The sequence below is a fragment of the Curtobacterium sp. MCBA15_007 genome, assembly GCF_001864905.1.
In the GTDB taxonomy this organism is placed as follows: domain Bacteria; phylum Actinomycetota; class Actinomycetes; order Actinomycetales; family Microbacteriaceae; genus Curtobacterium; species Curtobacterium poinsettiae.
Window position 1 is genome coordinate 852 of the sequence record NZ_MJGM01000013.1, and the last position, 24,464, is coordinate 25,315.

At 71.7% G+C, this 24,464-nt stretch carries 16 protein-coding genes and 1 tRNA gene; 10 read left to right on the forward strand and 7 right to left on the reverse strand.

Going from position 1 to position 24,464, the window contains the following annotated elements; translation table 11 throughout:
- The coding region (locus BIU95_RS06995; protein WP_139179690.1) for a DEAD/DEAH box helicase at window positions 1-918 on the reverse strand (918 nt) is incomplete at its 3' end.
- A gap of 191 nt (window positions 919-1,109) precedes the next feature.
- Here BIU95_RS06995 and BIU95_RS07000 point away from each other — a divergent pair.
- Complete coding sequence (locus tag BIU95_RS07000) at window positions 1,110-1,823, forward strand: ferritin-like fold-containing protein (protein ID WP_254783304.1); 714 nt, start codon at window positions 1,110-1,112, stop codon at window positions 1,821-1,823.
- A gap of 87 nt (window positions 1,824-1,910) precedes the next feature.
- Here BIU95_RS07000 and BIU95_RS07005 read toward each other — a convergent pair whose 3' ends face one another.
- A complete protein-coding gene (locus BIU95_RS07005) occupies window positions 1,911-2,207 on the reverse strand; it encodes a hypothetical protein (RefSeq protein WP_071251150.1) in 297 nt (98 codons plus the stop codon).
- A gap of 4 nt (window positions 2,208-2,211) precedes the next feature.
- The gene (locus tag BIU95_RS07010; RefSeq protein ID WP_031259670.1) at window positions 2,212-2,436 is read right to left on the reverse strand and encodes a DUF3107 domain-containing protein; all 225 of its coding nucleotides are present in this window, start codon (window positions 2,434-2,436) and stop codon (window positions 2,212-2,214) included.
- A gap of 128 nt (window positions 2,437-2,564) precedes the next feature.
- Between BIU95_RS07010 and BIU95_RS07015 the strand changes: the two genes are divergently transcribed.
- A complete protein-coding gene (locus tag BIU95_RS07015; protein ID WP_083389283.1) occupies window positions 2,565-5,720 on the forward strand; it encodes a UrvD/REP family ATP-dependent DNA helicase in 3,156 nt (1,051 codons plus the stop codon).
- Window positions 5,717-8,971, forward strand: coding sequence for an ATP-dependent DNA helicase (locus BIU95_RS07020; protein WP_071251151.1), 3,255 nt, complete (start codon window positions 5,717-5,719; stop codon window positions 8,969-8,971). Before BIU95_RS07015 ends, BIU95_RS07020 begins: the two co-directional genes overlap by 4 nt.
- A 452-nt stretch (window positions 8,972-9,423) precedes the next feature.
- Here the strand turns inward: BIU95_RS07020 and BIU95_RS07025 are convergent, their stop codons facing one another.
- Entirely contained in the window at window positions 9,424-10,422 is a 999-nt protein-coding gene (locus tag BIU95_RS07025; RefSeq protein ID WP_071251153.1) for a phosphotransferase, read from the reverse strand.
- A 116-nt stretch (window positions 10,423-10,538) separates the two neighbouring features.
- Between BIU95_RS07025 and nudC the strand changes: the two genes are divergently transcribed.
- Together nudC and BIU95_RS07035 are read left to right on the forward strand one after the other, a co-directional pair.
- Complete coding sequence (nudC, locus tag BIU95_RS07030; protein ID WP_071251156.1) at window positions 10,539-11,474, forward strand: NAD(+) diphosphatase; 936 nt, start codon at window positions 10,539-10,541, stop codon at window positions 11,472-11,474.
- Window positions 11,471-13,237, forward strand: a complete 1,767-nt coding sequence (locus BIU95_RS07035; protein ID WP_017887034.1) for an ATP-dependent helicase — start codon at window positions 11,471-11,473, stop codon at window positions 13,235-13,237. Before nudC ends, BIU95_RS07035 begins: the two co-directional genes overlap by 4 nt.
- Here the strand turns inward: BIU95_RS07035 and BIU95_RS07040 are convergent.
- Both BIU95_RS07040 and BIU95_RS07045 read right to left on the reverse strand, forming a co-directional pair.
- Window positions 13,128-13,985, reverse strand: coding sequence for a TOMM precursor leader peptide-binding protein (locus BIU95_RS07040; protein ID WP_056072986.1), 858 nt, complete (start codon window positions 13,983-13,985; stop codon window positions 13,128-13,130). The two genes, BIU95_RS07035 and BIU95_RS07040, sit on opposite strands and share 110 nt — an antisense overlap.
- A gap of 60 nt (window positions 13,986-14,045) precedes the next feature.
- Window positions 14,046-15,464, reverse strand: coding sequence for a zinc-dependent metalloprotease (locus BIU95_RS07045; RefSeq protein ID WP_031259664.1), 1,419 nt, complete (start codon window positions 15,462-15,464; stop codon window positions 14,046-14,048).
- Between the two features lie 151 nt (window positions 15,465-15,615).
- Here BIU95_RS07045 and BIU95_RS07050 point away from each other — a divergent pair, with 151 nt between their 5' ends.
- The 4 genes from BIU95_RS07050 (at window position 15,616) to BIU95_RS07065 (ending at window position 20,935) form a co-directional block, all read left to right on the forward strand.
- On the forward strand, window positions 15,616-16,725 hold the full coding sequence (locus BIU95_RS07050; RefSeq protein WP_017887031.1) for a PDZ domain-containing protein: 1,110 nt from the start codon (window positions 15,616-15,618) through the stop codon (window positions 16,723-16,725).
- 114 nt (window positions 16,726-16,839) lie between these two features.
- Window positions 16,840-19,881 carry a UPF0182 family protein gene (locus tag BIU95_RS07055; protein ID WP_254783306.1) on the forward strand — a complete coding sequence of 1,014 codons (3,042 nt, stop codon included), beginning with the start codon at window positions 16,840-16,842 and terminating at the stop codon, window positions 19,879-19,881.
- A 63-nt stretch (window positions 19,882-19,944) separates the two neighbouring features.
- Window positions 19,945-20,021 (forward strand) — tRNA-Met (locus BIU95_RS07060).
- Between the two features lie 74 nt (window positions 20,022-20,095).
- Window positions 20,096-20,935, forward strand: coding sequence for a carbon-nitrogen hydrolase family protein (locus BIU95_RS07065; RefSeq protein WP_031259658.1), 840 nt, complete (start codon window positions 20,096-20,098; stop codon window positions 20,933-20,935).
- A 31-nt stretch (window positions 20,936-20,966) separates the two neighbouring features.
- Here BIU95_RS07065 and BIU95_RS07070 read toward each other — a convergent pair whose 3' ends face one another.
- Window positions 20,967-22,175 (reverse strand): aminotransferase class I/II-fold pyridoxal phosphate-dependent enzyme, encoded by a 1,209-nt coding sequence (locus BIU95_RS07070; RefSeq protein WP_071251158.1) that lies wholly within the window; start codon window positions 22,173-22,175, stop codon window positions 20,967-20,969.
- Between the two features lie 191 nt (window positions 22,176-22,366).
- On the opposite strand from BIU95_RS07070, the gene BIU95_RS07075 reads away from it, so the two are divergent.
- Window positions 22,367-24,454, forward strand: a complete 2,088-nt coding sequence (locus BIU95_RS07075) for a S1C family serine protease (RefSeq protein ID WP_071251160.1) — start codon at window positions 22,367-22,369, stop codon at window positions 24,452-24,454.
- Window positions 24,455-24,464 lie beyond the last annotated feature (10 nt).

A 24,464-nucleotide genomic window follows, 5' to 3' on the forward strand; every position in this document is an offset into this window, starting at 1 on the left:
GATGCCGCGGGCGGCGACGTCGGTGGCGATGAGCACGTCGCGCTTGCCGGCCTTGAACGCCGCCATGGCGCGCTCGCGCTGCTCCTGGTTGAGGTCACCGTGCACCGCTGCCGCGTTGAACCCGCGGTCCTTGAGCTCCTCGACCAGCTTCGCCGCGGCACGCTTCGTGCGCGTGAAGATCACGGTCTTGCCGCGACCCTCGGCCTGCAGGATGCGGGCGATGACCTCGTCCTTGTCCAGCGAGTGCGCACGGTAGATGAGGTGCTTGATGTTGGCCTGCATGAGGCCCTCGTCCGGGTCGGTCGCCCGGATGTGCACCGGACGGCTCATGAAGCGGCGGGCGAGCGCGACGATCGGCGCGGGCATCGTCGCCGAGAACAGCATCGTGTGCCGCACCTCGGGGACCGCCTGGAAGATCCGCTCGATGTCCGACAGGAACCCGAGGTCGAGCATGCGGTCGGCCTCGTCGAGCACGACCTCTTGCACGTGGGAGAGGTCGAGCAGACGCTGCCGCTGCAGGTCGATGAGTCGCCCGGGCGTGCCGACGACGATCTGGGCGCCGGCCTTGAGCTGTTCGACCTGGCCTTCGTAGGCCTTGCCGCCGTAGATCGAGACGACCGTGGTCGGGCGGTTGGACGCCGCGAGCTCGAGGTCCTCGGTGACCTGGACCGCGAGTTCACGGGTCGGGACGACGACGAGCGCCTTCACACCGTGGGCCGGGTCGGCACCGAGTCGCTGGATCAGCGGCAGGCCGAACCCGAGGGTCTTGCCGGTACCCGTCTTGGCCTGGCCGATGATGTCCTGGCCGGTCAGGCCGAGCGGGATGGTCTGTTCCTGGATCGGGAAGGGCTCGATGATGCCCTTGCCGGCCAGTGCATCGACGATGTCCTGGTCGATGTTGAGGTCTGAGAAAGTCAAAGAATCACCTTAGTTCTGGTGGAAGTCCGGGCCAGTCTACCGACGGGCGCGTGGTCCGGGGCACTCCGGGGTGCCGCTGGGCGTCGGGCCGGGCGCCCGGCGGGTGCCGCTGGACGTCGGGGCGGGCGCCCTGCGGGCGCCGCTGGGCGTCGGGCGGGTGACCGGCGGGTGCCCTCTATGCTGGTCGGGTGGTGTCGTGGTGGAACCGGAAGCGCGCGGCGCAGCTCGCTGCCGCATGGCTCGCGTCGCGGAACCCGCGCGGAGCAGCACAGGTCAAGCGGCTCGCGCTCGACGACGTCACCCCGGAGCTCGATGTCTACCTGGGGCAGGCCGCCTACCTGCAGCTCTCCGTCTACGAGACGATGGGACGAGCCGGTGCTTCGGCACCGACGCTCTCCGGCCGTCTGGTCACCGGGGTGCTCGCGACCACGGCGCTCGAGCGGCACCGCACAATCGTGGCCGAGATCGAGCGCACCGGCGGGGACCCGGCGGCGCTGATGGCACCGCACCGCGAGGCGATCGACCTGTTCCTCGAACGGACGAGCGGTGCCGACTGGTACGAGTCGATGCTCACCGGCTACGTGACGGCAGGCATCCTGAACGACCTGTTCGGCAACCTGCTCCGCTCGCTGCCGATCGACGTGCGGCAGCGGCTGCGTTCGGTGTTCGACGCGCGCGAGGAAGCGGCGGTCGTCGAGGAGCTCACTGCCCACATCGAGGACGACCCGCGGATCGGATCGCGCCTGGCGATGTGGGGACGGCGTCTGGTGGGCGACACCCTGCTCGTCGCCCGGTCCGCCCTGGCGTCGCACGCCCGTGAGGACCAGGAGCGACTGGAGCCGGTCTGGACCGAGCTCATCGCCGCGCACACCCGACGGATGGACGCGCTCGGCCTGACGGCTTGAGCGGCAGGCCCGCTCGAGCTTCACGCTTGCTCGAGCGTCACGCTTGCTCGATCGTTGGCTTGCTCGGGTGTCGGGCTTGCCCGAGTGTCAGGCGCCGCGCGTCTTGAGCTGCTCGTAGTACGCGGCGTCGCCCTTGTCGCGCCGGGCTCCGAGGAGCCACTCGACCACGACTGCGACCACGCCGGCCCCCACGAGGGCCACGACCCAGATCCAGGTGCCGTCGTACCGCCACCCGGCCCAGGTCAGCGCTTCCCACAGGACGGCTGCGGCGATGCCGCCGGCAGCGGGGCCGACGAGCACGCCGCGGTTCGACCGCCACGGCAGGATCACATGCGCGACCGCGCCGATGATGATGCCGCCGAGGACGGCGAAGAGCAGTTCCACGTCGTCAGGCGACGAAGCCGATGCGCCGTGCCTCTTCCGCGCCGACCTCGACGTACGCCAGGGCCGAGACGGGGACGATGAAGCGACGGCCCTTGTCGTCCTGCAGCGACAGGTGCGTCGACTTCGCGGTGAGCGCCTCGGACACGGCCTTCTCGACCTCGTCCGCGGTCTGGGCGGTCTCGAACGCGATCTCGCGCGGGCTGTTGATGATGCCGATCTTGATGTCCACGAGCACAGCGTATCCGAGCGGTCCCGTGCGGCATCGGCCGTTCGCCGCGGGCGCACTCGGGCGGTCGGACGACCGGTGCCCCGCGCGTCCGGGGCGGTGCTGTCGGCGGTCCTCGGTACCGTACGAGCGTGCCGCAGACCACGCTGATGCCCGCTCCCGAAGACACCGGGTTCGCGCGCGCACTGGTCGACGACCCCTCGCAGGCTGCGGTGCTCGCCTTGCCGGACGGCCGCCACGGTGCGGTGATCGGCGCCCCGGGCAGCGGCAAGACGACCACGCTCGCTCGCCTGGTCGCCGACCGCCTGAACCGCCCCGATGCGATCACCCCGGACGGGCACGCGACGGTCCTGGCACTGACCTCTGCACGCACAGCGGCGACGGCGCTGCGCGACCGACTGGCGCGGACGGTCGACCGGGTCGTTCCCGGGGCCCTCGCACGCACCGTGAACTCCCTGGCGTTCCAGATCGTCACGCACGCGGCGGCGGTGCAGGGGCAGGAACCCCCGACGCTGCTGACCGGTGGCGAGCAGGACCGGATCATCGCCGACCTGCTCGCCGGGCACGAACTCGACGCAGCCGGTCCGGCCTGGCCCGACCCGATCACCGCGGTCGTCCGTGAACGCGCCGGGTTCCGCACCGCACTCCGCGACGTGATGATGCGCGCTGTCGCCGCTGGTGTCGAGCCCGACGACATGCGCGAACTCGGCGACGAGCTCGGTCGACCCGAGTGGCACGCCGTGGGTGACTTCGTCGACGACTACCGCGCCTCGGTCACCGCGTTCCGGCCGACCGGACTCGACTCCGGCGAGCTCGTGGCGTACGCCACCGCCGCGGTGCTGCGGCACGAGCTCCCCGCGAGCATCGCCGCCCTGCGGCTGGTCGTCGTCGACGACACGCAAGAACTGGTGGAGGGCGAGATCGCCCTGCTCGGAGCCCTCGCGCGTTCCGGGGTGCAGATCGTCGCGTTCGGCGACCCGGACATCGCTGCCTCGGCGTTCCGCGGCGCCGAACCGGACGTGCTCGGACGGCTCGCCGTGCGACTCGGGGTGGACCGCGTCGACGAGCTGTTCCTCGGTGCCGTCCACCGGCACCCCGCGCCGATCCGCGCCCTGGTCTCCGGCGTCACGGGCCGCATCGGCACCGCGGCGGCCGGGCGACAGAGAAGCGCCGCGGCGAGCCACCAGGACGCGCGGTCCGACGCCGTCGTCCACCTCGAAGCTGCCAGCCGGTCCGCCCTCGTGGTCGCGATCGCTCGTCGACTCCGCGAACACCGCCTGCTGGACGGCGTGCCGTGGCACCGGATGGCCGTGGTCACCCGGAGCGGCGCTGCCATCCCGGAACTCGTTCGGGCGCTCTCCGTGGCCGAGGTCCCGGCGACCGCCGGCGCGGCGCCCGTCCGTCCGCGCGACGACTCCGCGGCGCGGGCGCTGCTCGACGCGGCTGCGGTGGCGCTCGACGTCCTGCCGCTCGACGCCGCCCTGGCCACCGCGTTCGCCACGGGTCCCCTCGGCGGCCTCGACACCCTGGCGATGCGCAGACTCCGGCTCGCACTGCGGCGCGAGGAGCTCGCGGGCGACGGCAGCCGCACCGCCGACGAACTGCTGGTCGAGGCGCTGGGCGCACCGGAGCGACTGGCGACGGTCGACGCCGGGTTCGCGCGGCGTGCGACCCGACTTGCCCGGAGCCTGGTACAGGCGCGTGCCGACGCCGATGCGGGGTCGAGCATCGAGGAGATCCTCTGGGGGCTCTGGGAACGCAGTGGCCTCGCGAAGTCGTGGGGTGCCCAGTCCGCCGCCGGTGGTGTGGGTGCGGGGGAGGCCGACCGCCACCTGGACGCCGTCGTCGGCCTGTTCACCGCCGCCAAGCGCTTCGTCGAGCGCACGCCGGACGCCCCCGCGCGGGTCTTCGTCGACGACCTGCTCGGTGCCGACCTGCCCGAGGACTCGATCGGCCCCGACCGGACCGCCGGCCGTGTGCGGGTGCTGACCCCCTCGGCGACGATCGGACTCGAGTGCGACGTGGTCGTGGTGCTCGGCCTGCAGGACGGTGTCTGGCCGAACACCCGGGTGCGCGGCAGCCTGCTCGACCCGGACGGCCTGGTGCGCGCGGCCGCCGGTGTCGAGCGTTCGCCCATCGACGACCGCGCCGCCGTCGTCGCCGACGAACTCCGACTCTTCGCCCGGGCGGTGTCCCGCGCGACCACGCAGGTCGTCATCGGCACCGTCGCGAACGACGACGAGTCACCGTCGCCCTTCGTCCGTCTCGTCCCGGTCCCGCCGGACCGCCAGCCGACCGTTCATCCACTGTCGCTGCGCGGGCTCGCCGGGTCGCTGCGCCGACGGGTGGTGGGCTCCGGCGACCACGAGGCCGCGTCCGCGTTGGCCCGCCTGGCCGAGGCAGAGGTACCCGGGGCGGCTCCGGACGAGTGGTACGGACTCGCCGAGCCGACCACCGACGAACCCCTGGTCGACCTCGACGCCGAGCCCGTGCCCGAGGTCGAGGGCGGGGAGCCCGTCGCGCCGGCCGTGTCGGTGTCGCCGTCACGGATCGGCACCTTCGAGGAGTGCCCGGTGCACTGGTTCGCGCAGACCTTCGGTGGCGGTGCCCCGAGCCCGGCGATGGGCATCGGCACCATCGTGCACGAAGCGATGGAGCACGCCACCGAGATCGACGTCGAGTCGCTGTGGGAGCGGGTCGAGTCACGGTGGGATGAGCTCACGTTCGAGTCGCCCTGGGTCGCCGACCGCGAGCGCGCGCGGACGCGGCGGATGATCGAGGGACTGAGCGACTACCTCCGCACCTTCGCCAGCGCCGGGCGCCAGTTGCTCGGCGCCGAGACCTCGTTCGCGCTCGTGACCGGTCCAGCACGCATCCGGGGGAGCATCGACCGCATCGAGGTCGACCCCGACGGCCGTGTCAGCGTCGTCGACCTGAAGACCGGCCGCTCGATGCCCAGCGAGAAGAACGACATGCCGGAACACCCGCAGCTCGGTGCCTACCAACTCGCGGTCGAGGACGGCGCGGTCGACGGTGTACCCGCCGGCTCCCCGATGACCGATGCGCGGCTGGTCTTCGTCCAGAACCCCCGCGGTGGCCACGCCTTCTCGGAGCGGACGCAGCACGCGTTCGACGCCGAGGCGCGCGAGGCGTACCGCGAGCGCCTGCACGGTGTGGCGCGGGGCATGGCCGGCCGGACGTTCGTGGCGAACGTGGACGACCACTGCGAGAAGGCCCGGACCGGGGCCGAGTGCCGGATCCACGTGGTGGCGGAGGTGACCTGGTGAGCGACCCGACCGAGACGACCGACACGGCTGCTGCTGCTGCTGCGCCGCCCGTCATCCGGCACGGTGCCGACGCCATCGCCGACGCGCTGGGCCGCCCCCGTCCCACCGCCCAGCAGCGCGCCGTCATCGAGTCGCCGCTCGTGCCTGCGCTGGTCGTCGCCGGAGCGGGCAGCGGGAAGACCGAGACGATGGCCTCGCGCGTGGTCTGGCTGCTGGCCAACGGGCTCGTCCGCCCCGACGAGGTCCTCGGCCTGACCTTCACCCGCAAGGCCGCCGGCGAACTGTCGGTCCGCATCAACGACCGCATCCGCGCGCTCGAGGACGTCGGGCTGATCACCCCGGGGGACGCCTTCGAAGCGCCCACCGTCTCGACGTACAACGCCTTCGCGAACGCGGTCTTCCGCGAGAACGCCCTGCTCGTCGGCCGCGACGGCGAGTCCCAGGTGCTGACCGAACCCTCGGCCTGGCAGCTCGCCCGTCGGGTCGTGGTGGCCGCCCGCGACGACCGGCTCGCCGGACTCGACCGCGACGTCGACACCCTGACCGCCGCCGTGGTCGCGCTCGCCGGCGCCACCTCCGAACACCTCGTCGAACCAGAAGACCTGCGCCGGTTCGCCATCGAGTTCTCCGAGCTGCTCGAACTCCCCGGCAACCGGGGCAAGCCGTACAAGGCGATCACCGACGCGGTCGCCGCCATCGGCGCCCTCGAACCCCTCGCCGACCTGGTCGCCGAGTTCCGTCGACAGAAGGTCGACCGCGGGTTCGTGGAGTTCTCCGACCAGATCGCCCTGGCGCTCGCTGCGGCCGAGTCGGCACCGCGCGTCGTCGACGACCTGCGGAGCCGGTACGGCGTGGTGCTCCTCGACGAGTACCAGGACACCTCGGTGGTGCAGACCCGGTTCCTCGCCCGGCTGTTCCGCGGGCACTCGGTGATGGCGGTCGGCGACCCACACCAGTCGATCTACGGGTTCCGTGGGGCGAGTGCGGCGAACCTCGCCCGGTTCCCGCACGACTTCGGGGGCGACGAACCCGGCGTGGCCGAGCCGGTGACCTTCGCGCTGTCGACGAGCTGGCGGAACCCGGTCGACGTGCTCGCGGGGGCGAACGCGATCGTGGCGCCGCTGTCCGAGGCGTCCGAGGTCGACGTCGAACGGCTCTCGCCACGACCGGGCGCCGACGCCGGCACCGTGCGGGTGGTGTTCCCCGAGACCCTGCCGGAAGAGGCCGACGAGGTCGCGGCGTGGTTCCAGGACCACCGCCGGCGGGCCCCGGCGGGCTCGATGGCGCTGCTGCTGCGGGCCCGGAAGGACCTCGCGGCGTTCACAGCGGCGCTCGGTGCCCGCGGGGTGCCGTACCACGTGCTCGGGACCGGAGGACTGCTCCAGCGCCCGGAGATCGTCGACCTGGTGGCATGCCTGCGCGTGCTGCACGACCCGGCGGCCGGCAACGACCTGATCCGGCTGCTCGCGGGCTCGCGGTGGCGGGTCGGGGCGGCGGACATCGTCGCCCTGCACCAGCTCGCCCGGTGGCTGTTCCAGCGCGACCACACCCAGCAGCGTCTCGACGACGACCTGACCGCGGCGTTCCGGGCCTCGGTCGCCGCAGGGGAGCACGGGTCGATCGTCGACGCGCTCGACTTCGTCGCGACCGCGCCCGACGAGCACGGTGCGCTCGAGGGCATCACCGCCGCCGGTCGCAGCCGGATGCGCGCGCTCGGCGGGCAGCTCGCGATGCTCCGCTCACGCGCGGGGAGTGACCTGGTCGACTTCGTGACGCTCGTCGTGCAGGAGATGCGACTCGACATCGAGGTCGCCGCGCACGAACAGGGCAGCGGCGCGTACCTCGACGCCTTCATCGACGAGCTCGCCGGCTTCGTGTCGACCGACGACCGCGCCGACCTCGGCTCGTTCCTCGGCTGGATCGACGCCGCAGCCCGGCGTGACGACATGGGCCCGCGTTCCGAGGAGCCCGAGGCCGGCACCGTGCAGATCCTGACGATCCACGGGTCCAAGGGGCTCGAGTGGGACGCCGTCGCGGTGCCCCGGATGGTGGAGGGCGGTCTGCCCGCGCGTCCGCAGGAGGGCTCGTCCGGCTGGCTCGGGTTCGGCCGTTTGCCGTACGAGTTCCGCGGGGACGCCGCGGAGCTGCCCCGGCTCGCCTGGCGCGGACAGGAGACCCAGAAGGACGTCACCACGGCGATCGACGCCTTCAAGGAACAGGTGAAGGCCCGCAACGAGGACGAGGAACGCCGGCTCACCTACGTCGCCCTGACCCGCGCCAAGCACGACCTGCTGGTGTCCGGCTCGTTCTGGGCCGGCGGGGTCCGACCCACCGAACCGAGCCGCTACCTGCGCGACCTGGTGGACGCCGACGTCGTCGACGGCGCGGCGATCCCGGAGACGACGGTGCACGACGAGAACCCGATGGGGGAGAGCGGCGCGACCCAGACCTGGCCGCACGTGCCGTTCGGGCAGCGGGCGCCGCGGGTCCTGGCTGCGGCCGAGCGGGTGCGGAACGCGAACCCCGGAGCCGCCGGGCGCTTCGCCGCCGACATCGACCTGCTGCTCGCCGAACGGCACGCCACCCGGAACGCGAAGCACGCGGTCGCCGTCCCGCACCGCGTCCCGGCGTCGGGCTTCAAGGACTACCTGACCGAACCCGACTCCGTGGCCGAGCGGCTCCGCCGGCCGATGCCCGAGCGACCGTACCGTGCCACCCGTCTCGGCACGCTCTTCCACCAGTGGGTGGAGCAGCGGGCGCGGAGCGGTGGCGGGCTCGAGACCCTCGACGTCTGGGACGGCGAGCTCGACCTCGACGCCGACGACCTCGTCGACGCATCGCCGGACGCCGTGGTCACCGCCGACGACGCCCGCCGACTCGCGGACTTCCAGGCGACGTTCGCCCGCTCACGGTGGGCCGGGCTGACACCGATCGAGGTCGAACGCGAGATCCACATCCCGTTCCTCGGGCACAGCGTCGTGTGCAAGCTCGACGCCGTCTACGAGATCGACGGGCGTGCCGAGGTCGTCGACTGGAAGACGGGCAAGGCTCCCTCGGGGGCAGACGACCTGGCTCGTCGCACCCTGCAGCTCGCGTTGTACCGCGTCGCGTACGCCGAGTTCACCGGACGGCCGCTCGACAAGGTCGACGCGGTGTTCTACTTCGTCGCCGACGACCTCGAGGTCCGTCCGTCCGAGCTGCTGGACCGCGCCGGCCTGGAGCGCGCGTGGTCCGAGGCCATCGGCAGCTGACGTCCCGCGGCGGGCGGAAGGCGCGCGCGACCGCCCGCGGTGCGTCCGGCGCGGGCCGCGCCGGACCTGCCGAGCCTGCCGTGTCGCGCGCGGCGCCCGCCGCGGGACGCGCCTGACGGGACGTGCCGGAAGAACCGCACCTGCCGTGTCGCCGCCCTGCGCCTGCAGCGCGCTGTGCCGGTCGTGCTCCGCCCGGTCGTGCTCCGCCGGTCGTGCTCCGCCGGTCGTACTCCGCCCTGGAGGCCCGGTGCCGGTCCGCCGGACCGGCACCGGGCCTCCAGACGGTCGCGTCCCGGACGCGAGCCGACGACCGGAACCGGTCACGACACCCCGCCTTCGGCGCAGCGAGCGGTCACAGACCGTCGGATGGACGCGACGCAGCCGACGATCTGTGACCGCCCCGCGGAACCGAGCGGGGAGTCGTGACCGACGTGCGGCGGCGCGATCCGGGGTCAGCCGTGGCGACGCTCGGTGGAGGACAACAGCTGCTCCACCTCGCCGATCTCCATCGTCTCCGGCGACACGGACTGCAGCGGCTCCGCACTCGGGGCGTGCACAGCGTCGACCAGGCGGTGCATCATCGCGACGGCGTCGTCGACGACCTCGGTGCTCTTCGCCTGGACGCCGTGCAGCAGCCAGTGCGCTGTCTCGAGCTCGTGGTGCACACGTGCACGCTGTGCGAGCTGGCGGTCGCGACCGCCGCCGTTCGCTTCGTAGGCACTGAGGACGGTGTCGAACGCGTCGCGACGGCCGGCGAGCACCCAGGCGAGGTCCTTGGCCGGGTCGCCGAGCCGCAGCTCGCCCCAGTCGAGGATCCCCGTGACCGCGTCACCGTCGACGAGCAGGGCGCCGGTGCCGAGCGAGCCGTGCACGACGGTCGGCGTGAACTGCCAGAGCTGTTGGTCGCGTGCGGCGCCCTCCCAACGCTCGACGAGCGCGGCGGGGACGAGCTTGGTCGCGACGGCACGGTCCATCACCGAGACGGCGGACCGGAGCACCTCGAACGGCGTGAGCGAGGGCAGGCCCGCGTCGGAGACGAAGCTCGTCGGCAGCTGGTGGATCGCGGCGACGGCACGGCCGACGCTGGTGGCGAGGTCGGGGCGCTCGACGAGTGACGCGAGCGTCGGGTGGGTCCCGCTCAACCGTGTCGTGACGATGGCGCGCGTCGATCCGATCGGTGCCTGGCCGCGGTACTCGACGACGCCGAACGGCAGGCGGGTCCGGATCCCGGCGCTCAGCGCCCGGATGGCGACGAGGTCGGCCGACTGGCGGGCCTCGGCGCGCTGGTTCCGGGGGCGGCGGATGACGATCTCGGTGCCGTCGGCGTCGCGGAGGAGCGCCGACTCGTAGTCGCCGGCCGCGGCCGAGCCGAGCGTGCGCGTGCCCGTGACGAGGAGACCTGGAACGGCCGTCGTCGCCAACGCGGCTAGAGTGAACTGGGATCCCGCCATGCCCCTCAGGGTAGGCGCGTGACGCGTGCACGGCTGCACGCCACGCTGTTCGGCGGCCCGCACGCCCACCGCACGTCTCCTGCACGTCCGCACCCGATCCGAGGAGCTCCCCCGCCGTGACCGTCGAGTTCGCCGCCCGGCTCCCGCTCTCCCGCAACGAACTCGACCGCGACGCCGAGTTCCGCACGACCGACGACATCGAGCGCGTCCTGCGCCAGGACGAGCGCACCCGGTACCTGCCGGTCCGCGGCGCCGAGATGCTCCGGAACACGGACGGGACCCTGCGCTTCGTGACCGCGGCCCAGATCCCGGTCGAGACCGTCACCCTGTACCTCGGCCGAGCTGTCTCGGACGCCCCGGACGCCGCGGCGGGGACCCGTTTCGTCGCTGCGCTGATCGACAGCGCGACGGCAACCGCCATCGAACCCGACGACGACGCCTGGCAGAGCCTCCGGATGTTCGGCACCGAGCTCTCGCCGCGCGACCAGGGACTGGCGGTCGAAGCCGTCGCGATGGCCAACTGGCACGCAGTGCACGGCTTCTCCCCGCGCACCGGATCGCCCACCGCCGTCGTGAGCGGTGGATGGGTCCGTCGCGACCCGGAGGGGCACGACCTGTTCCCACGAACCGACGCGGCGATCATCGTCGGGGTGGTCGACGCCGACGACCGGATCCTGCTCGGTTCGAACGCCGCGTGGGACGCCGACCGGTACTCGCTCCTCGCCGGGTTCGTCGAGCCGGGGGAGTCGCTCGAGGACGCCGTCCGCCGCGAGGTCTGGGAGGAATCCGGCGTCCGCGTCGAGGAGCCCGAGTACCTCGGCTCGCAGCCGTGGCCGTTCCCCGCGTCGCTGATGGTGGGCTTCCGTGCGCGTGCAGCGGGCGGTGACCCGACGACCGCCCGCCCCGACGGTGTGGAGATCCTGGACGTGCGGTGGTTCTCGCGCGACGAGATCCGCGAGCGCGCCGGGGACACCCTGCTGCTGCCCGGACGCACCTCGATCGCCCGCGCCATCATCGAGGAGTGGTACGGCGGGCCGCTGGACCTGCCGTGAGCGTCGCCGGTCCGCGCGGCACAGCCGGCGCAGGGGCTGTCGAACCCCGGCCGCCGTCGCCCGACGAACTGCTCGCCGCGCTCGACACCGAGCAGCGGACGGTCGCCCGGACACTGCTCGGACCGGTCGCGGTGCTGGCCGGTGCCGGGACGGGCAAGACGCGTGCGATCACGCACCGCATCGCCTACGGGGTCGCCACGGGGACCTACGCCCCGAACCACGTCCTCGCGCTGACGTTCACGAGCCGTGCCGCTGGTGAGCTGCGGTCGCGACTGCGCGCGCTCGGTGCCGGGACGGTGCAGGCACGCACCTTCCACGCCGCAGCGATGGCGCAGCTCAGCTACTTCTGGCCGGACACCGTCGGCGGGCACGCCCCCAAGATCGTCGAGTCCAAGGGGCGGATGATCGCGCACGCCGCCGACACGGTCGGCATGCACGTCGACACCCCGGTGCTCCGCGACCTGGCCGCCGAGGTCGAGTGGCGCAAGGTGCAGATGCTCTCGCTCGACGAGTATGAGGCCGCCGCCGCTGACCGGGTGATGCCGCGCGACACCACGCCGCGCCGGGTCATCGACCTGATGAAGGCGTACGAGCGGCTGAAGGACGACCGGCGGCAGCTCGACTTCGAGGACGTCCTGCTGGCGACCCTCGGCATGGTCGAGTCCGAGCCCCGTGTGGCGTCGTACGTGCGGCAGCAGTACCGGTTCTTCGTCGTCGACGAGTACCAGGACGTCTCGCCGGTGCAGCACGACCTGCTGCGCGCCTGGCTCGGCGGGCGCGACGACCTGTGCGTCGTCGGCGACGCCAGTCAGACCATCTACTCGTTCGCCGGGGCGTCGAGCGACTACCTGCTCGGGTTCGGGTCGGAGTTCCCGCGCGGATCGGTCCTGCGCCTCGAACGCAACTACCGCTCCACGCGCGAGGTGGTGTCCGCTGCGAACACGCTGATGCGCGGTCAGCCCGGGGCGCTCGACCTGGTGGCCCAGAGCCAGGAACCGGGCCCGGACCCGGTCGTGCTGGCCTGCGTCCACGACGGTGACGAGGCGCAGACCATCGCCCGCCGGATCGCGGAGCTCGTCGGGGCCGGCGCGTCCTTCGGGGACTGCGCCGTGCTCTTCCGCGTCGGGGCGCAGTCGGCCGCGCTCGAGTCCGCCCTCGGCCGGAACGGGATCCCGTACCGGGTGCAGGGCGGCACGCGGTTCTTCAACCGCCCGGAGGTCAAGCTCGCCGTCCACCACATGCGCGGCGAGGCGATCCGGCAGACCGACGACGAGCTGACCCGACGGGTCCGGCTCGTGCTGCAGGTCAGCGGGTGGACGGAGACGCCGCCCGAGGGCACGGGCGCAGTGCGTGAGCAGTGGGAGGCGCTGCAGGCCATCATGGGCCTGGCCGAGGACGCCCCCGCGGGCACGACGATGCAGCAGTTCACCCAGGACCTGGTCGATCGCGCGGCGACGCACCACGAACCCGAGGTCGACGCCGTCACGCTCGCGACGCTGCACTCGTCGAAGGGTCTGGAGTGGCCGCACGTGGTCATCGCCGGCGCCGCCGAGGGGCTGCTGCCCATCTCGCACGCGTCGACCGACACCGAGGTGGACGAGGAACGACGGCTGTTCTACGTCGGGCTGACCCGCGCCCGCCGATCCGTCACGATCACGTGGTCGCAACAGGGGTCCACGCGTGGGGGAGCCCGGGCTCCGAGTCGGTTCCTGGCAGCGCTCGGCACGCACATCGCGGATGGGGCCGGACCGGGGAACGGCTGACGGACAGGTCGTCCCGCTCGAAGACGACCTGGTCGGGCTCGGCACGTTGCGTCCGGAGCGGGAGCCGTTCCAGCAGCATCCGTGCCGTGGCTGCGGCCACCGCCGCCGACCGCCACGGCGACAGCGGCGCCGGGTGCCGACCCCAGACCTGGGCCGCGATGGCCGGCCAGGCCGGGTCGTCGTCGACGCGTGCGTACTCCGCGCACTGCAGGCAGGGTCCGGCTCCCGGCACGACGAACGGCCCGAGGCGGACCCGGCCGTCCCCCACCACGACCGCCAGGTGCGGCACGCCACGACGGGTCCACGCGGCACGGAGCGCCGGGTCGACCACGTGGTCGGCCACCACCACCGCGAGCCGGGGTTCCGGGTCAGGCAGCGTGATGGGACCCCCGGCCGGGGCGGTGGTTCGGCTGACCGTCACGCCCTCGCCGGTCAGGAACGTCGCCACGGTGTCGGCGAGCGTGCCGGGGCCGTGCACCTCGATGCGTTCGAGCGGCTCGGGCAGGACCTCGACCACTGCGGGCGACGCTGCGCCGAGCACCCCGGCCGCACGTTCCGGGGAGCAGCCCGACGCCACCGCGAGGCCGGACAGCACGTCGTGCCCGGTCTCGCGCCGGAGGCCGTTGAGGAACCGCTCTTCCCCGGTGGTGGGCACGGCGACGACGGCACGCGGGGGATCGACCCCGAGCTGGACCGTGGCGGGGTCACGCCAGACGAACTCGAGTGTCGGATCGATGCGGATGCCCATGACCCCACGGTGCCGGAGTGGGCGGCACGCGTGGGGTCACGGAGCGGATCTGTGGAGAACTCAGCGGGGCTGGTCGCCCGTGTGGTCCCCTGGACCGTCGCCCGATCCGCCCTCGGGGTCGTCGGCCACGTGGCCGGACTCGTCCTCGTGCGGGCGTGCCCCGGTCGAGTCGTTCAGCAGGTCTTCGAGTGCCTTGTCGAACGCGTCGTCCTCGTCGGTCTGTGACGGGTTCCGCAGCCGTGCGACGAGGGCGTCGGGCGCGTCGACGTCGTCCGAGGTCGGCACGAGGTCGAAGTGTGCCCACAGGGCATCGCGCTGTTCGGCACCGAGCTCGTCGGTCACCCGCTGCCACATCGCCGCGGCCTCGCGCAGACGGCGCGGACGCAGCTCCAGGCCGACCAGCGTGGCGAACGCCGACTCGGCCGGGCCACCGGCGGCCCGACGACGTCGCACCATCTCCGCAATCGCTCCGGCCTTGGGGAGACGGACGGTCGCCGCGGCGGTCACCGTGTCCACCCAGCCCTCGACCAGCGCGAGCATCGTCTCGAGCCGCGCGAGTGCGGCGTCCTGCTCGGCAGTGCGCGGCGGGATGAGGGCACCCGAGGCGAGTGCGTCGCGCAGCTGCTCCTGGTTGGTCGGGTCGATGTCGGCCGCGAGCTCCTCGACGCGGTCGAACGGGATGTGGATGCCCCGCGCGTAGTCCGTGATCGACGAGATGATGTGCAGCCGGAGCCACCGTGCCGACCGGAAGAGCCGGGCGTGCGCGAGTTCGCGGACGGCGAGGTAGATGCGGACCTCGTCCTCGGAGACGTCGAGGCCCTCGGCGAACTCGGCGACGTTCTGCGGCAGGAGCGCGGCGACCTGCTCGTCGAGGAGCGGCACGCCGACGTCGCCGCCGGACACGACCTCCTTTGAGAGCTGCCCGACGACCTGGCCGAGCTGGATCGCGAAGAGTGCTCCGCCGATGCCGCGCATCGCCTTCGAGACGTCCCCGAGCATCGCCTTGAGCTGCTCGGGCGCACGCTGGTCGATCGCCTCGGTCAGGGCGTCGGCGATGCTGAAGGCGACGGGCTCGGCGATCTGCGTCCACACCGGGGTGGTGGCCTTCGCCCACTGCTCACGCGTGTAGAGGCTCGGGGCTGCGGTCAGTTCGGCGACCGTCGTCACCTCGTCGAGCCACAGTGCGGCGACCTGGAACGCCTGGTCGGCCGCCTGCGAGGTGGCCGGGTCGACTGCGTGGCCGCCGTCGCGGGCGATGGCGGTTGCACGTTCGGCGGTGGCCGAGAAGTCGATGCCGTCGCCGCCGGACTGCGCGGCGCGCTGGAGCTGGCTCATCAGGTTCGCCACGGAGGCCGGGTCGTTCGGCAGACCGGCGGCACCGGCGAGCTGCGACGGGTCGATCTGCCCCTCGCCCGAGAGCAGCTTGCGCAGCATCTCCTGGAAGTCGTCGTCCGGCCCCGGCTGTGGTTCATCAGGCATGCCGACTACGCTAATCGCTGCTCACGGGGCCGCACCTGGGATGCCCCCGTGGGAACGCCCGAAGTGCTGCGCCCAGGGCGAACAGCCCCGCTGCCAGGCGTGGGCGACCACCCTGCCGCCAGGCGCGGGTGCCCATCTGGAAGGACCCCGCGTGACCCTCTTCGCCCCCGCGCCCCGTCGTCGCTCGCGTGCCCGGAGGGTCGGGTGGGCGTTCCTGATCGGCGCCGTCGTGCTGGGCCTGCTGGCGAGCCTGCTGCCCAGTCCGTACCTCATCGAGGTGCCCGGACCGGTCTACAACACCATCGGCACGCAGCAGCAGGGCACCGGCAAGGACGCGAAGGACGTCAAGCTCATCCAGGTCTCCGGGCACGAGACGTACCCGACGGCGGGTGCCCTCGACATGCTCACCGTCGGCATCCAGGGCGACGCGACGAACCGCCCGTCGTGGACCAGCGTCATCCGCGCGATCTTCACCCGGTCGCAGGCGGTGATCCCGGTCGAGGCGATCTACCCGAGCGGCACCACCACCGAGCAGGTCAACGAGCGTGACTCCGCGGACATGCAGGCGTCGCAGCAGTCGGCCGTCGCAGCCGCGCTCATCCAGCAGGGGAACGACCTGCCGACCGAGCTCGAGGTCAGCGCCGTGCAGGAGGGCTCGGCAGCGGACGGTGCGATCGAGAAGGGTGACGTGATCACGGCGTTCGACGGCAAGTCGCTCACGACCAACGCCGACGCCACGAGCCTGCGCGAAGCCGTCGCGCAGCACGGCACCTCGCGACCCGCGACCGTCACCGTCGAGCGGGGCGGCGCGACGAAGGAGCTCCGGGTCACGCCCCGCAGCGAGCAGGGCACGGCGTTGCTCGGCGTCGGCGTCACCGAGCGCTACGACTTCCCGTTCAAGGTGTCTATCCGGCTGCAGGACGTGGGCGGGCCGTCCGCCGGCATGATGTTCGCGCTCGGGATCATCGACGAGATCACGCCGGGCAAGCTCAACGGCGGCAAGCACGTCGCGGGTACCGGAACGATCACCGCCGACGGCGAGGTCGGTCCCATCGGCGGCATCCGCCAGAAGCTCTACGGGGCGGCCGACGCGGGTGCGACGGTCTTCCTGGCCCCCGCGGACAACTGCGACGAGGTCGTCGGGCACGTGCCGGACGGGCTCGACGTCTACAGCGTGGCAACCCTCGACCAGGCGGTCACCGACCTGCAGACGATCGCCGACGGCAAGAGCACCGCCAAGCTCGCCCGCTGTGGTTCCTGACCCGTCCCTGAGCCCCCGTACAGCTTCACGCCCGGTCCGGTCCCATAGGATCAGTGTCACTGACGGCCCGCCGCGAGCCGGGCCCGCCGGTCCGACACGTCTGGAGCACATCAAGTGACGACAACCTCGTCCACCTCGGGGCGGCGCTCGCCGCGGGTCCCGATCGTGGTCACGATCATCGTGCTGGCCGCACTGGTGATCGCCTTCTTCATCTTCGCCAGCCTGTACACCGACTACGCGTGGTTCGCGCAGCTCGGATTCCAGCAGGTCCTCACGACCCGGTGGATCGCCGGCACGCTGATGTTCGTGGCCGGCTTCCTCGGCATGGCGGTCCCGGTCTTCGTGAGCATCGCGCTCGCGTTCCGGTTCCGTCCGGTCTACGCGAAGCTCAACTCGCAGCTCGACCGCTACCAGCAGGTCATCGAGCCGCTGCGACGCGCCGTCATGATCGGCATCCCCGTGGTGCTCGGCATCTTCGCGGGGCTCTCGACGGCCGGCCGCTGGAGCATGGTCCTCGAGTACTTCAACCGGACGCCGTTCGGCAAGACCGACCCGCAGTTCGGCCTGGACATCGGGTTCTACGTGTTCGAGCTGCCCTTCTGGCGCTCGATCGTGGCCTACTCGTCGGCCGTCGTCCTGATCGCCGGACTCGCCGCGCTCGCCGCGAGCTACCTCTACGGCGCGCTCCGCTTCGGTGGTCGTGAGGTCCGGATCTCCCGCGCTGCGCGCATCCAGCTCGCGGTCACTGCGGCGCTCTACATCGCGCTGCAGGCGGTCAGCCTCTGGCTCGACCAGTACGCGGCGCTGACGAAGTCGAACTCGCTCATCACCGGTGCCCAGTACACCGATGTCAACGCGGTGATCCCGGGTCGCGAGATCATGGCCGGCATCGCAGCGATCGTCGCGCTGCTCTTCATCCTGACGGCGGTCATCGGCCGCTGGCGCATCTCGATCGTCGGCACCGGCCTGCTGCTCGTCGCCGCGATCGTGATCGGCGGCATCTACCCGTGGGTCGTCCAGCGGCTGCAGGTGAAGCCCTCGGAGCGGACGTTCGAGTCCGCCTACATCGAGCGGAACATCAAGGCCACCCGTGACGCGTACGGGGTCGCCGGTGTCGAGGAGCAGAACTACGACGCCACGACCGAGGCGAGCTCGGGCGCACTGGCGCAGGACGCCCAGACGACGGCCAACATCCGCCTGATCGACCCGAAGATCGTCTCCGACACGTTCAGCCAGCTGCAGCAGTACCGGCAGTACTACCAGTTCCCGAAGGAGCTCGACGTCGACCGCTACGACGTCAAGGGCGAGACCGAGGACACCGTGATCGCGGTCCGCGACATCGACCTCGACGGCCTCAGCTCGGCCGCGAACACCCAGTACAACCGGGCGTTCGTCTACACCCACGGGTACGGCGTCACCGCGGCCTACGGCAACCAGCGCGCGAGTGACGGCAAGCCGGTGTTCCTCGAGTCCGGCATCCCGTCGAACGGTGCGCTGGGCGACTTCCAGCAGCGCGTGTACTTCGGTGAGACCTCGCCGCCGTACTCGATCGTCGGTGCGCCGAAGGGCACGAAGAACGTCGAGCTCGACTACCCGTCCGGCTCCGACGACGACAACGGCGGCAACGCCACCACCACGTACGCCGGGAACGGCGGGCCGAGCCTCGGCAACTTCTTCAACCGGCTCGTCTACGCCGCGAAGTTCCAGTCGGAGCAGATCCTGCTCTCGAACGCGGTGAACAAGGACTCGCAGATCCTCTACGACCGCGACCCGATCACCCGCGTGCAGAAGGCGGCGCCGTACCTGACCGTCGACAGCGACGCCTACCCGGCGATCGTCGACCACCGCATCCAGTGGGTCGTGGACGGCTACACCACGAGCGACGCCTACCCGTACTCGCAGAGCCAGAGCCTGTCGGACAGCATCGCGGGTGCCGAGTCTTCGACGTACCGCACCGACCAGGTGAACTACATCCGGAACTCGGTCAAGGCCACGGTCGACGCCTACACGGGCAAGGTGACCCTGTACACGTGGGACACGAAGGACCCGGTCCTGAAGACGTGGCAGAAGATCTTCCCGACGTCGATGAAGCCGGTGTCGAGCATGAGCGCCGAACTCCTCGACCACGTGCGGTACCCGACCGACCTGTTCAAGGTGCAGCGCTCGATCCTCGGCACGTACCACGTGACCAACGCCAACTCGTTCTACTCGGGTGACGACGCGTGGAACACCCCGCAGGAACCGACGAGCACGGCGACGTCGGACAGTGACGCCGACACCGCGGCGACGTCGACGAACGCGCTCGGGGCGCAGACCACGACGACGGCCAACCGCGCGAACCTGCAGGACCCGTACTACCTGACCATGAAGGTGCCGGGGCAGGGGACCGCCTACTCGCTGTACACGACGTACATCCCACAGCAGACCGCGGGCGCGAACAACCGCAACGTGTTGACCGGCTACCTGGCGGTGAACTCCGATGCAGGTGGTGCCGGCAAGGGCGAGAAGGGGTCGGGCTACGGCAAGCTCACGCTGTTGACGATGCCGAAGACCGACAACATCCCAGGGCCCGGACAGGTGCAGAGCCTGTTCAACGGTGACTCGAACGTGTCGCAGGAGCTGAACATCCTGAAGCGCGGCAACTCGACCGTGAAGCAGGGCAACCTGCTCACGCTCCCGGTCGGTGGTGGGTTCCTCTACGTCCAGCCCGTCTACGTCCAGTCGACCTCGAGTGGTTCCTACCCGCTGTTGCAGAAGGTCCTGGTGGCCTTCGGTGACAAGATCGCGTTCGAGGACACCCTCGACGAGGCCCTGAACTCGCTGTTCGGTGGTGACTCGGGCGCCGCAGCGGGTGACTCCGGTGCGAGCGGCAGCGGCAGCGGGTCCGGTTCTGGTTCCGGTTCCGGCAGCGGATCCGGCTCGGACGCGGGCTCCGGTTCGGGTTCGTCCGGGTCGGGCGAGGGTTCGACCGGTGGTTCGACGGGCTCCGGCTCGACCGACAACGACGCGCTGCAGAAGGCGCTGTCCGAGGCCAAGGCGGCCCTGCAGGACCGCCAGGAGGCCTACGCCGACAACGACCTGGTCGCTGCGGCGGAAGCCGACCAGCGCCTCCAGGACGCGATCGAGGCAGCGACAGCAGCCGAGAACGACAACTGACACACCGTGGCGGGGCACTCGATTTGTGTCCCGCCACGGCCCCGTGTAGGCTTCTAAACGTGCCGCGGGGTGGAGCAGTTCGGTAGCTCGCTGGGCTCATAACCCAGAGGTCGTAGGTTCAAATCCTGCCCCCGCAACCAAGCGTCACATGAAGGCCCCGGTCCAACAGGACCGGGGCCTTCTTCGTGTGCCGGCCCCCGGGTACGCTCGCCGCATGGCCACCCTCACGATCGCGGCGGCGCAGTTCGCCCCCGTGGACGATCCCGTCGCCAACCTCGCCACCGTGCGCACCGCCGCCGTCGACGCGGCAGCCCGGGGCGCGGACCTCCTCGTCACGCCGGAGTACACCTCGTACTTCTCCGCAGACATCGACGATCGGTTCGTGGCCGCCGCGCAGCCGTTGGACGGCCCGTTCGTCACGGGCCTCCGCGACATCGCCCGGGCGACGGGCATCGCCCTGGTCGTCGGGGTCGCCGAGTCGGCGGACACGCCACAGCGTTTCCGGAACACCCTGGTCGCGGTGCTCCCCTCGGGGGACCTGGCGGCGACGTACCGGAAGGTCCACCTCTACGATGCGTTCGGGTCGCGGGAGTCCGACCGCATCGAGTCCGGCGACCCGGAGCAGCTCCCGGTCTTCACACTCGGCGGGCTCCGCATCGGTCTCGAGACCTGCTACGACCTGCGGTTCCCGGAGGTCACCCGTCGACTCGCCGCCCCGGAGACCGGTGCGGCCGACGTCGTCGTGCTCCCTGCCGAGTGGGTGCGTGGCCCCGGCAAGGAACACCACTGGCGAACGCTCCTCACCGCACGTGCGATCGAGAACACCGTCTGGGTCGTCGGGGTCGGCCAGACGCCGCCGATCGGGATCGGCGGTTCGGTCGTCCTCGACCCGTCGGGCGTCGCGGTCGCCTCGGCCGGCGCCGCGCCGGGCCTGCTCACCGCCACGATCGACACCACCGTCACCGACACCGTCCGTCGGGTGAACCCGTCGCTGTCGCTGCGGCGCTACGACGTGTCCGTGCGCACCCCGCCTGGAGGCCCGGGGCAGCGCTGACACGTCCGTCGCGTCCCGACGCGGTCGCGTCTCAGGCGCGTGGGCGCGCTCCGAGGGTCGCCAGGCGTGCGGCGGCGTCCTCGAGCACGCTCCGACGCTTGCAGAACGCGAAGCGCACCAGGGACCGGTACCCGGCGACGTGGTCCGGGCGGACGAACGCCGAGACCGGCACCCCGGCGACCCCGGCCAGGGCGGGCAGCTCGAGGCAGAACGCGCGGGCGTCGTCGTACCCGAGGGGGGCGGCGTCGGCGAGGACGAAGTACCCGCCGTCCGGTCGCATCACGTCGAAGCCCGCTGCCGTCAGCCCGTCGGCGAGCAGTTCGTGCTTCGCGCGCAGGTCGGCGGCGATGCCGGTGAACACGGTGTCGGGCAGACGGAGGCCCACGGCGACGGCCGGCTGGAAGGGTGCGCCGTTCACGAACGTCAGGTACTGCTTGACCGTCGTGATCGCGTCGACGAGTGCCGGGGGAGCGGTGAGCCAGCCGATCTTCCAGCCGGTCGTGTTGAAGGTCTTGCCAGCGCTCGACACCGAGACGGTCCGCTCGGCGGCGCCCGGCAGGGTGGCGATGGGCGTGTGCGGGACGTCGAACGTCAGGTGCTCGTAGACCTCGTCGGTGATGATCACGGCGTCGCGTTCGGTGGCCAGGTCGACGATCGTCTGCAGGACCTCGGTGGGCAGGACCCGTCCGGTCGGGTTGTGCGGGGTGTTCACGAGCACGGCGCGGGTGCGGTCGGTGAAGGCCGCCCGGAGCGTCCGCTCGTCGGGCAGGAAGTCGGGTGCGGTGAGGGGGACCGTGACGTGCACGCCGCCGGCGAGCCGGACGAGTGCCCCGTAGGCGTCGTAGAACGGCTCGAAGGTGATCACCTCGTCGCCGGGCTCGACCAGGGCGAGGAGCGTCGCGGCCAGCGCCTCGGTCGCGCCGGCGGTGACCAGGACCTCGCGGTCGGGGTCGACCTGGAGGCCGTACCACCGCTGCTGGTGCTCGGCGATCGCCGCTCGCAGGTCGGGGGTACCGCGGCCCGGCGGGTACTGGTTCGCGCCGTCGCGGATCGCCTGCACCGCGGCCTCGAGCACCGCGGCCGGACCGTCCTCGTCCGGGAAGCCCTGCCCCAGGTTGACCGCGCCGGTGGTGGCGGCGAGGGCGCTCATCTCGGCGAACACCGTCGGTGCGGGGACCCCGTCGGGGCCCAGCAGCATCGCTCCGTCGGCGGCTCGCAGCCACGGTCCTGCCTGGCGCATGTGGTTCCCTCCGGTGCGGGCGACGACGTGTCGCGCTGAACGGTCCCCAACCTAGCTGTCCGTCCCGCGGTGGACTGGGTCCCGCCGTTCAGCGCACGCATAAGATCGCCAGGGGTGGCTCGCAGCCTCGACAGAAGGACCGCTCAGGTGCTTGCGACAGACTGCACGAGCTTGAAAGGAGCACGTCCAGCATGACCGACACCACGCCCAACGGGCAGGGCGACGACCGCCGTCCGGACGATGCGGCTCCGCCTGCCGCCAGTGAGGACGCCGCAGCAGCGGCCACGAGAGGGAACACGTCGATGCCGAACGACTCCGACCAGCCGGACGAGACCCCTCGCCCGAACCAGGACGAGAACCACAACCAGAACCAGAACCAGAACCGGAGCGACGAGACGTCCCCGGACAACACGGACGTGATCCCGTCGTCGACGGAGCACCCGACCGACCGCTACACCGCGCCGTACCCAGCCGTCTCCGGTGACTCCTCGGGTGCGCAGCAGGGCGGCTACGGGCAGCAGACGTCGCCGTACGGCCAGTCGCAGTCGCAGCCGAGCCAGAACCCGTCCGGTCAGCAGGCTCCGCAGAGCCAGAACCCCTCCGCTCAGCAGTCGCAGTACGGCCAGCAGCCGCAGCAGAGCCAGAACCCGTCCGGACAGCAGTCGCAGTACGGCCAGCAGGCCCAGCAGAGCCAGAACCCGTACGGCCAGCAGAGCCAGTACGGCCAGCCGTCGCAGTACGGCCAGCCGTCGCAGTACGGCCAGCAGAGCCAGTACGGCCAGCAGCCCCAGAACCCCGCCGGCCAGCAGTCGCCGTACGGCCAGCAGTCGCCGTACGGCCAGCAGTCGCCGTACGGCCAGCCGGTCGGCGACCGTCCCCGCTACGGCGAGTACGCCCAGCCGACGTCCTCGGCCGCGCCGAGCTCGTCCTCCGAGTACGCGACCGCGTCCGCACCGGCCCCGCAGTCGGCCACGAGCGGCTTCGGTGACGTCGACGGTTCGAACCAGCGCAACGGCCACTACTTCAGCGACGACGCCTCCGGCGCAGCCGCGACCACGACGACGAAGGACCGCTCGGGCCGCAACAAGCTGCTCCTGCCGATCATCGCCGGTGTCGTCGTTGCCGGGCTCGTGGGTGGCGGCGCCGGGTGGCTCGCCTCGTCGGCGACCAACGACGGGGGCAGCGTCGTGTCCTCCGGTTCGTCGCAGGGCGGCAACCTGACCGTCAACGACTACGACTCCGCCACCGTGGTCACCGCCGTCGCGGCACAGGCCACCCCGTCGGTCGTCACCATCAACGTGTCCGCGAGCAACGAGGCCGGCACCGGTTCCGGTGTGGTGATGAGCAAGGACGGCTACATCGTCACCAACACCCACGTGGTCACCCTCGACGGCGACAGCTCGAACGGCCGCATCACCGTGACGACCTCGAACGGCAAGATCTACGCGGGCAAGCTCATCGGCACCGACCCGACGGTCGACCTCGCGGTCATCAAGATCGACGCGACCGACCTCAAGCCGATGGAGTTCGCGGACTCGTCCAAGCTCAACGTCGGCGACACCGCGGTCGCGATCGGCGCTCCGCTCGGTCTGTCGAACACCGTCACCGACGGCATCGTCTCGACGCTGAACCGCAGCATCCAGGTCACCTCGAGCGCCCCCAGCGAGGGCGGCGACTCGAACGAGGGCGGCAACGGCGGCTCGGGTCCCTTCGACTTCTGGGGAAACGGGGACAACGGCAGCAGCTCGTCGGCGAACACCACGGTCTCGCTCCCGGTCATCCAGACCGATGCGTCGATCAACCCGGGCAACTCCGGCGGCGCACTGCTCGACTCGAAGGGCCGCCTGATCGGCATCAACGTGGCCATCGCCTCGGCCGGCAGCTCGTCGTCGTCGGAGTCGGCCGCCGGCAGCATCGGCGTCGGCTTCTCGATCCCGGCGAACCTGGTCAAGCGGGTCGCGAACGAGATCAAGGACAACGGTTCGGCGACCCACGGTCTCCTCGGCGCAACCGTCGGCGACGCCACCGACGAGGCCAGCGCCACGCAGGTGGGCGCTCTCATCAAGTCGGTCTCCAACGGCGGTGCCGCGGCGAAGGCCGGTCTGCAGAAGGGCGACGTCGTCACCAAGATCGGCTCGGCGTCCGTCTCGAACGCCACCGACCTGACCGCGCAGGTGCGCTTCTTCGCGGGTGGCGCCTCGACGACGATCAGCTTCATCCGCGACGGCCAGACCCGCCAGGCCGACGTGAAGCTGGGGACGTTCGACAGCAAGGGCTGACGCCACCACA

What these genes read in the sequence shown, in the direction of transcription:
- BIU95_RS07040 (WP_056072986.1), bottom strand. Translation starts at nt 13,985, where the DNA reads ATGGGCATCCGCATCGATCCGACACTCGAGTTCGTCTGGCGTGACCCC.
- BIU95_RS07045 (WP_031259664.1), bottom strand. Translation starts at nt 15,464, where the DNA reads ATGCCTGATGAACCACAGCCGGGGCCGGACGACGACTTCCAGGAGATG.
- BIU95_RS07025 (WP_071251153.1), bottom strand. Translation starts at nt 10,422, where the DNA reads ATGGCGGGATCCCAGTTCACTCTAGCCGCGTTGGCGACGACGGCCGTT.
- BIU95_RS07070 (WP_071251158.1), bottom strand. Translation starts at nt 22,175, where the DNA reads ATGCGCCAGGCAGGACCGTGGCTGCGAGCCGCCGACGGAGCGATGCTG.
- BIU95_RS07065 (WP_031259658.1), top strand. Translation starts at nt 20,096, where the DNA reads ATGGCCACCCTCACGATCGCGGCGGCGCAGTTCGCCCCCGTGGACGAT.
- BIU95_RS07075 (WP_071251160.1), top strand. Translation starts at nt 22,367, where the DNA reads ATGACCGACACCACGCCCAACGGGCAGGGCGACGACCGCCGTCCGGAC.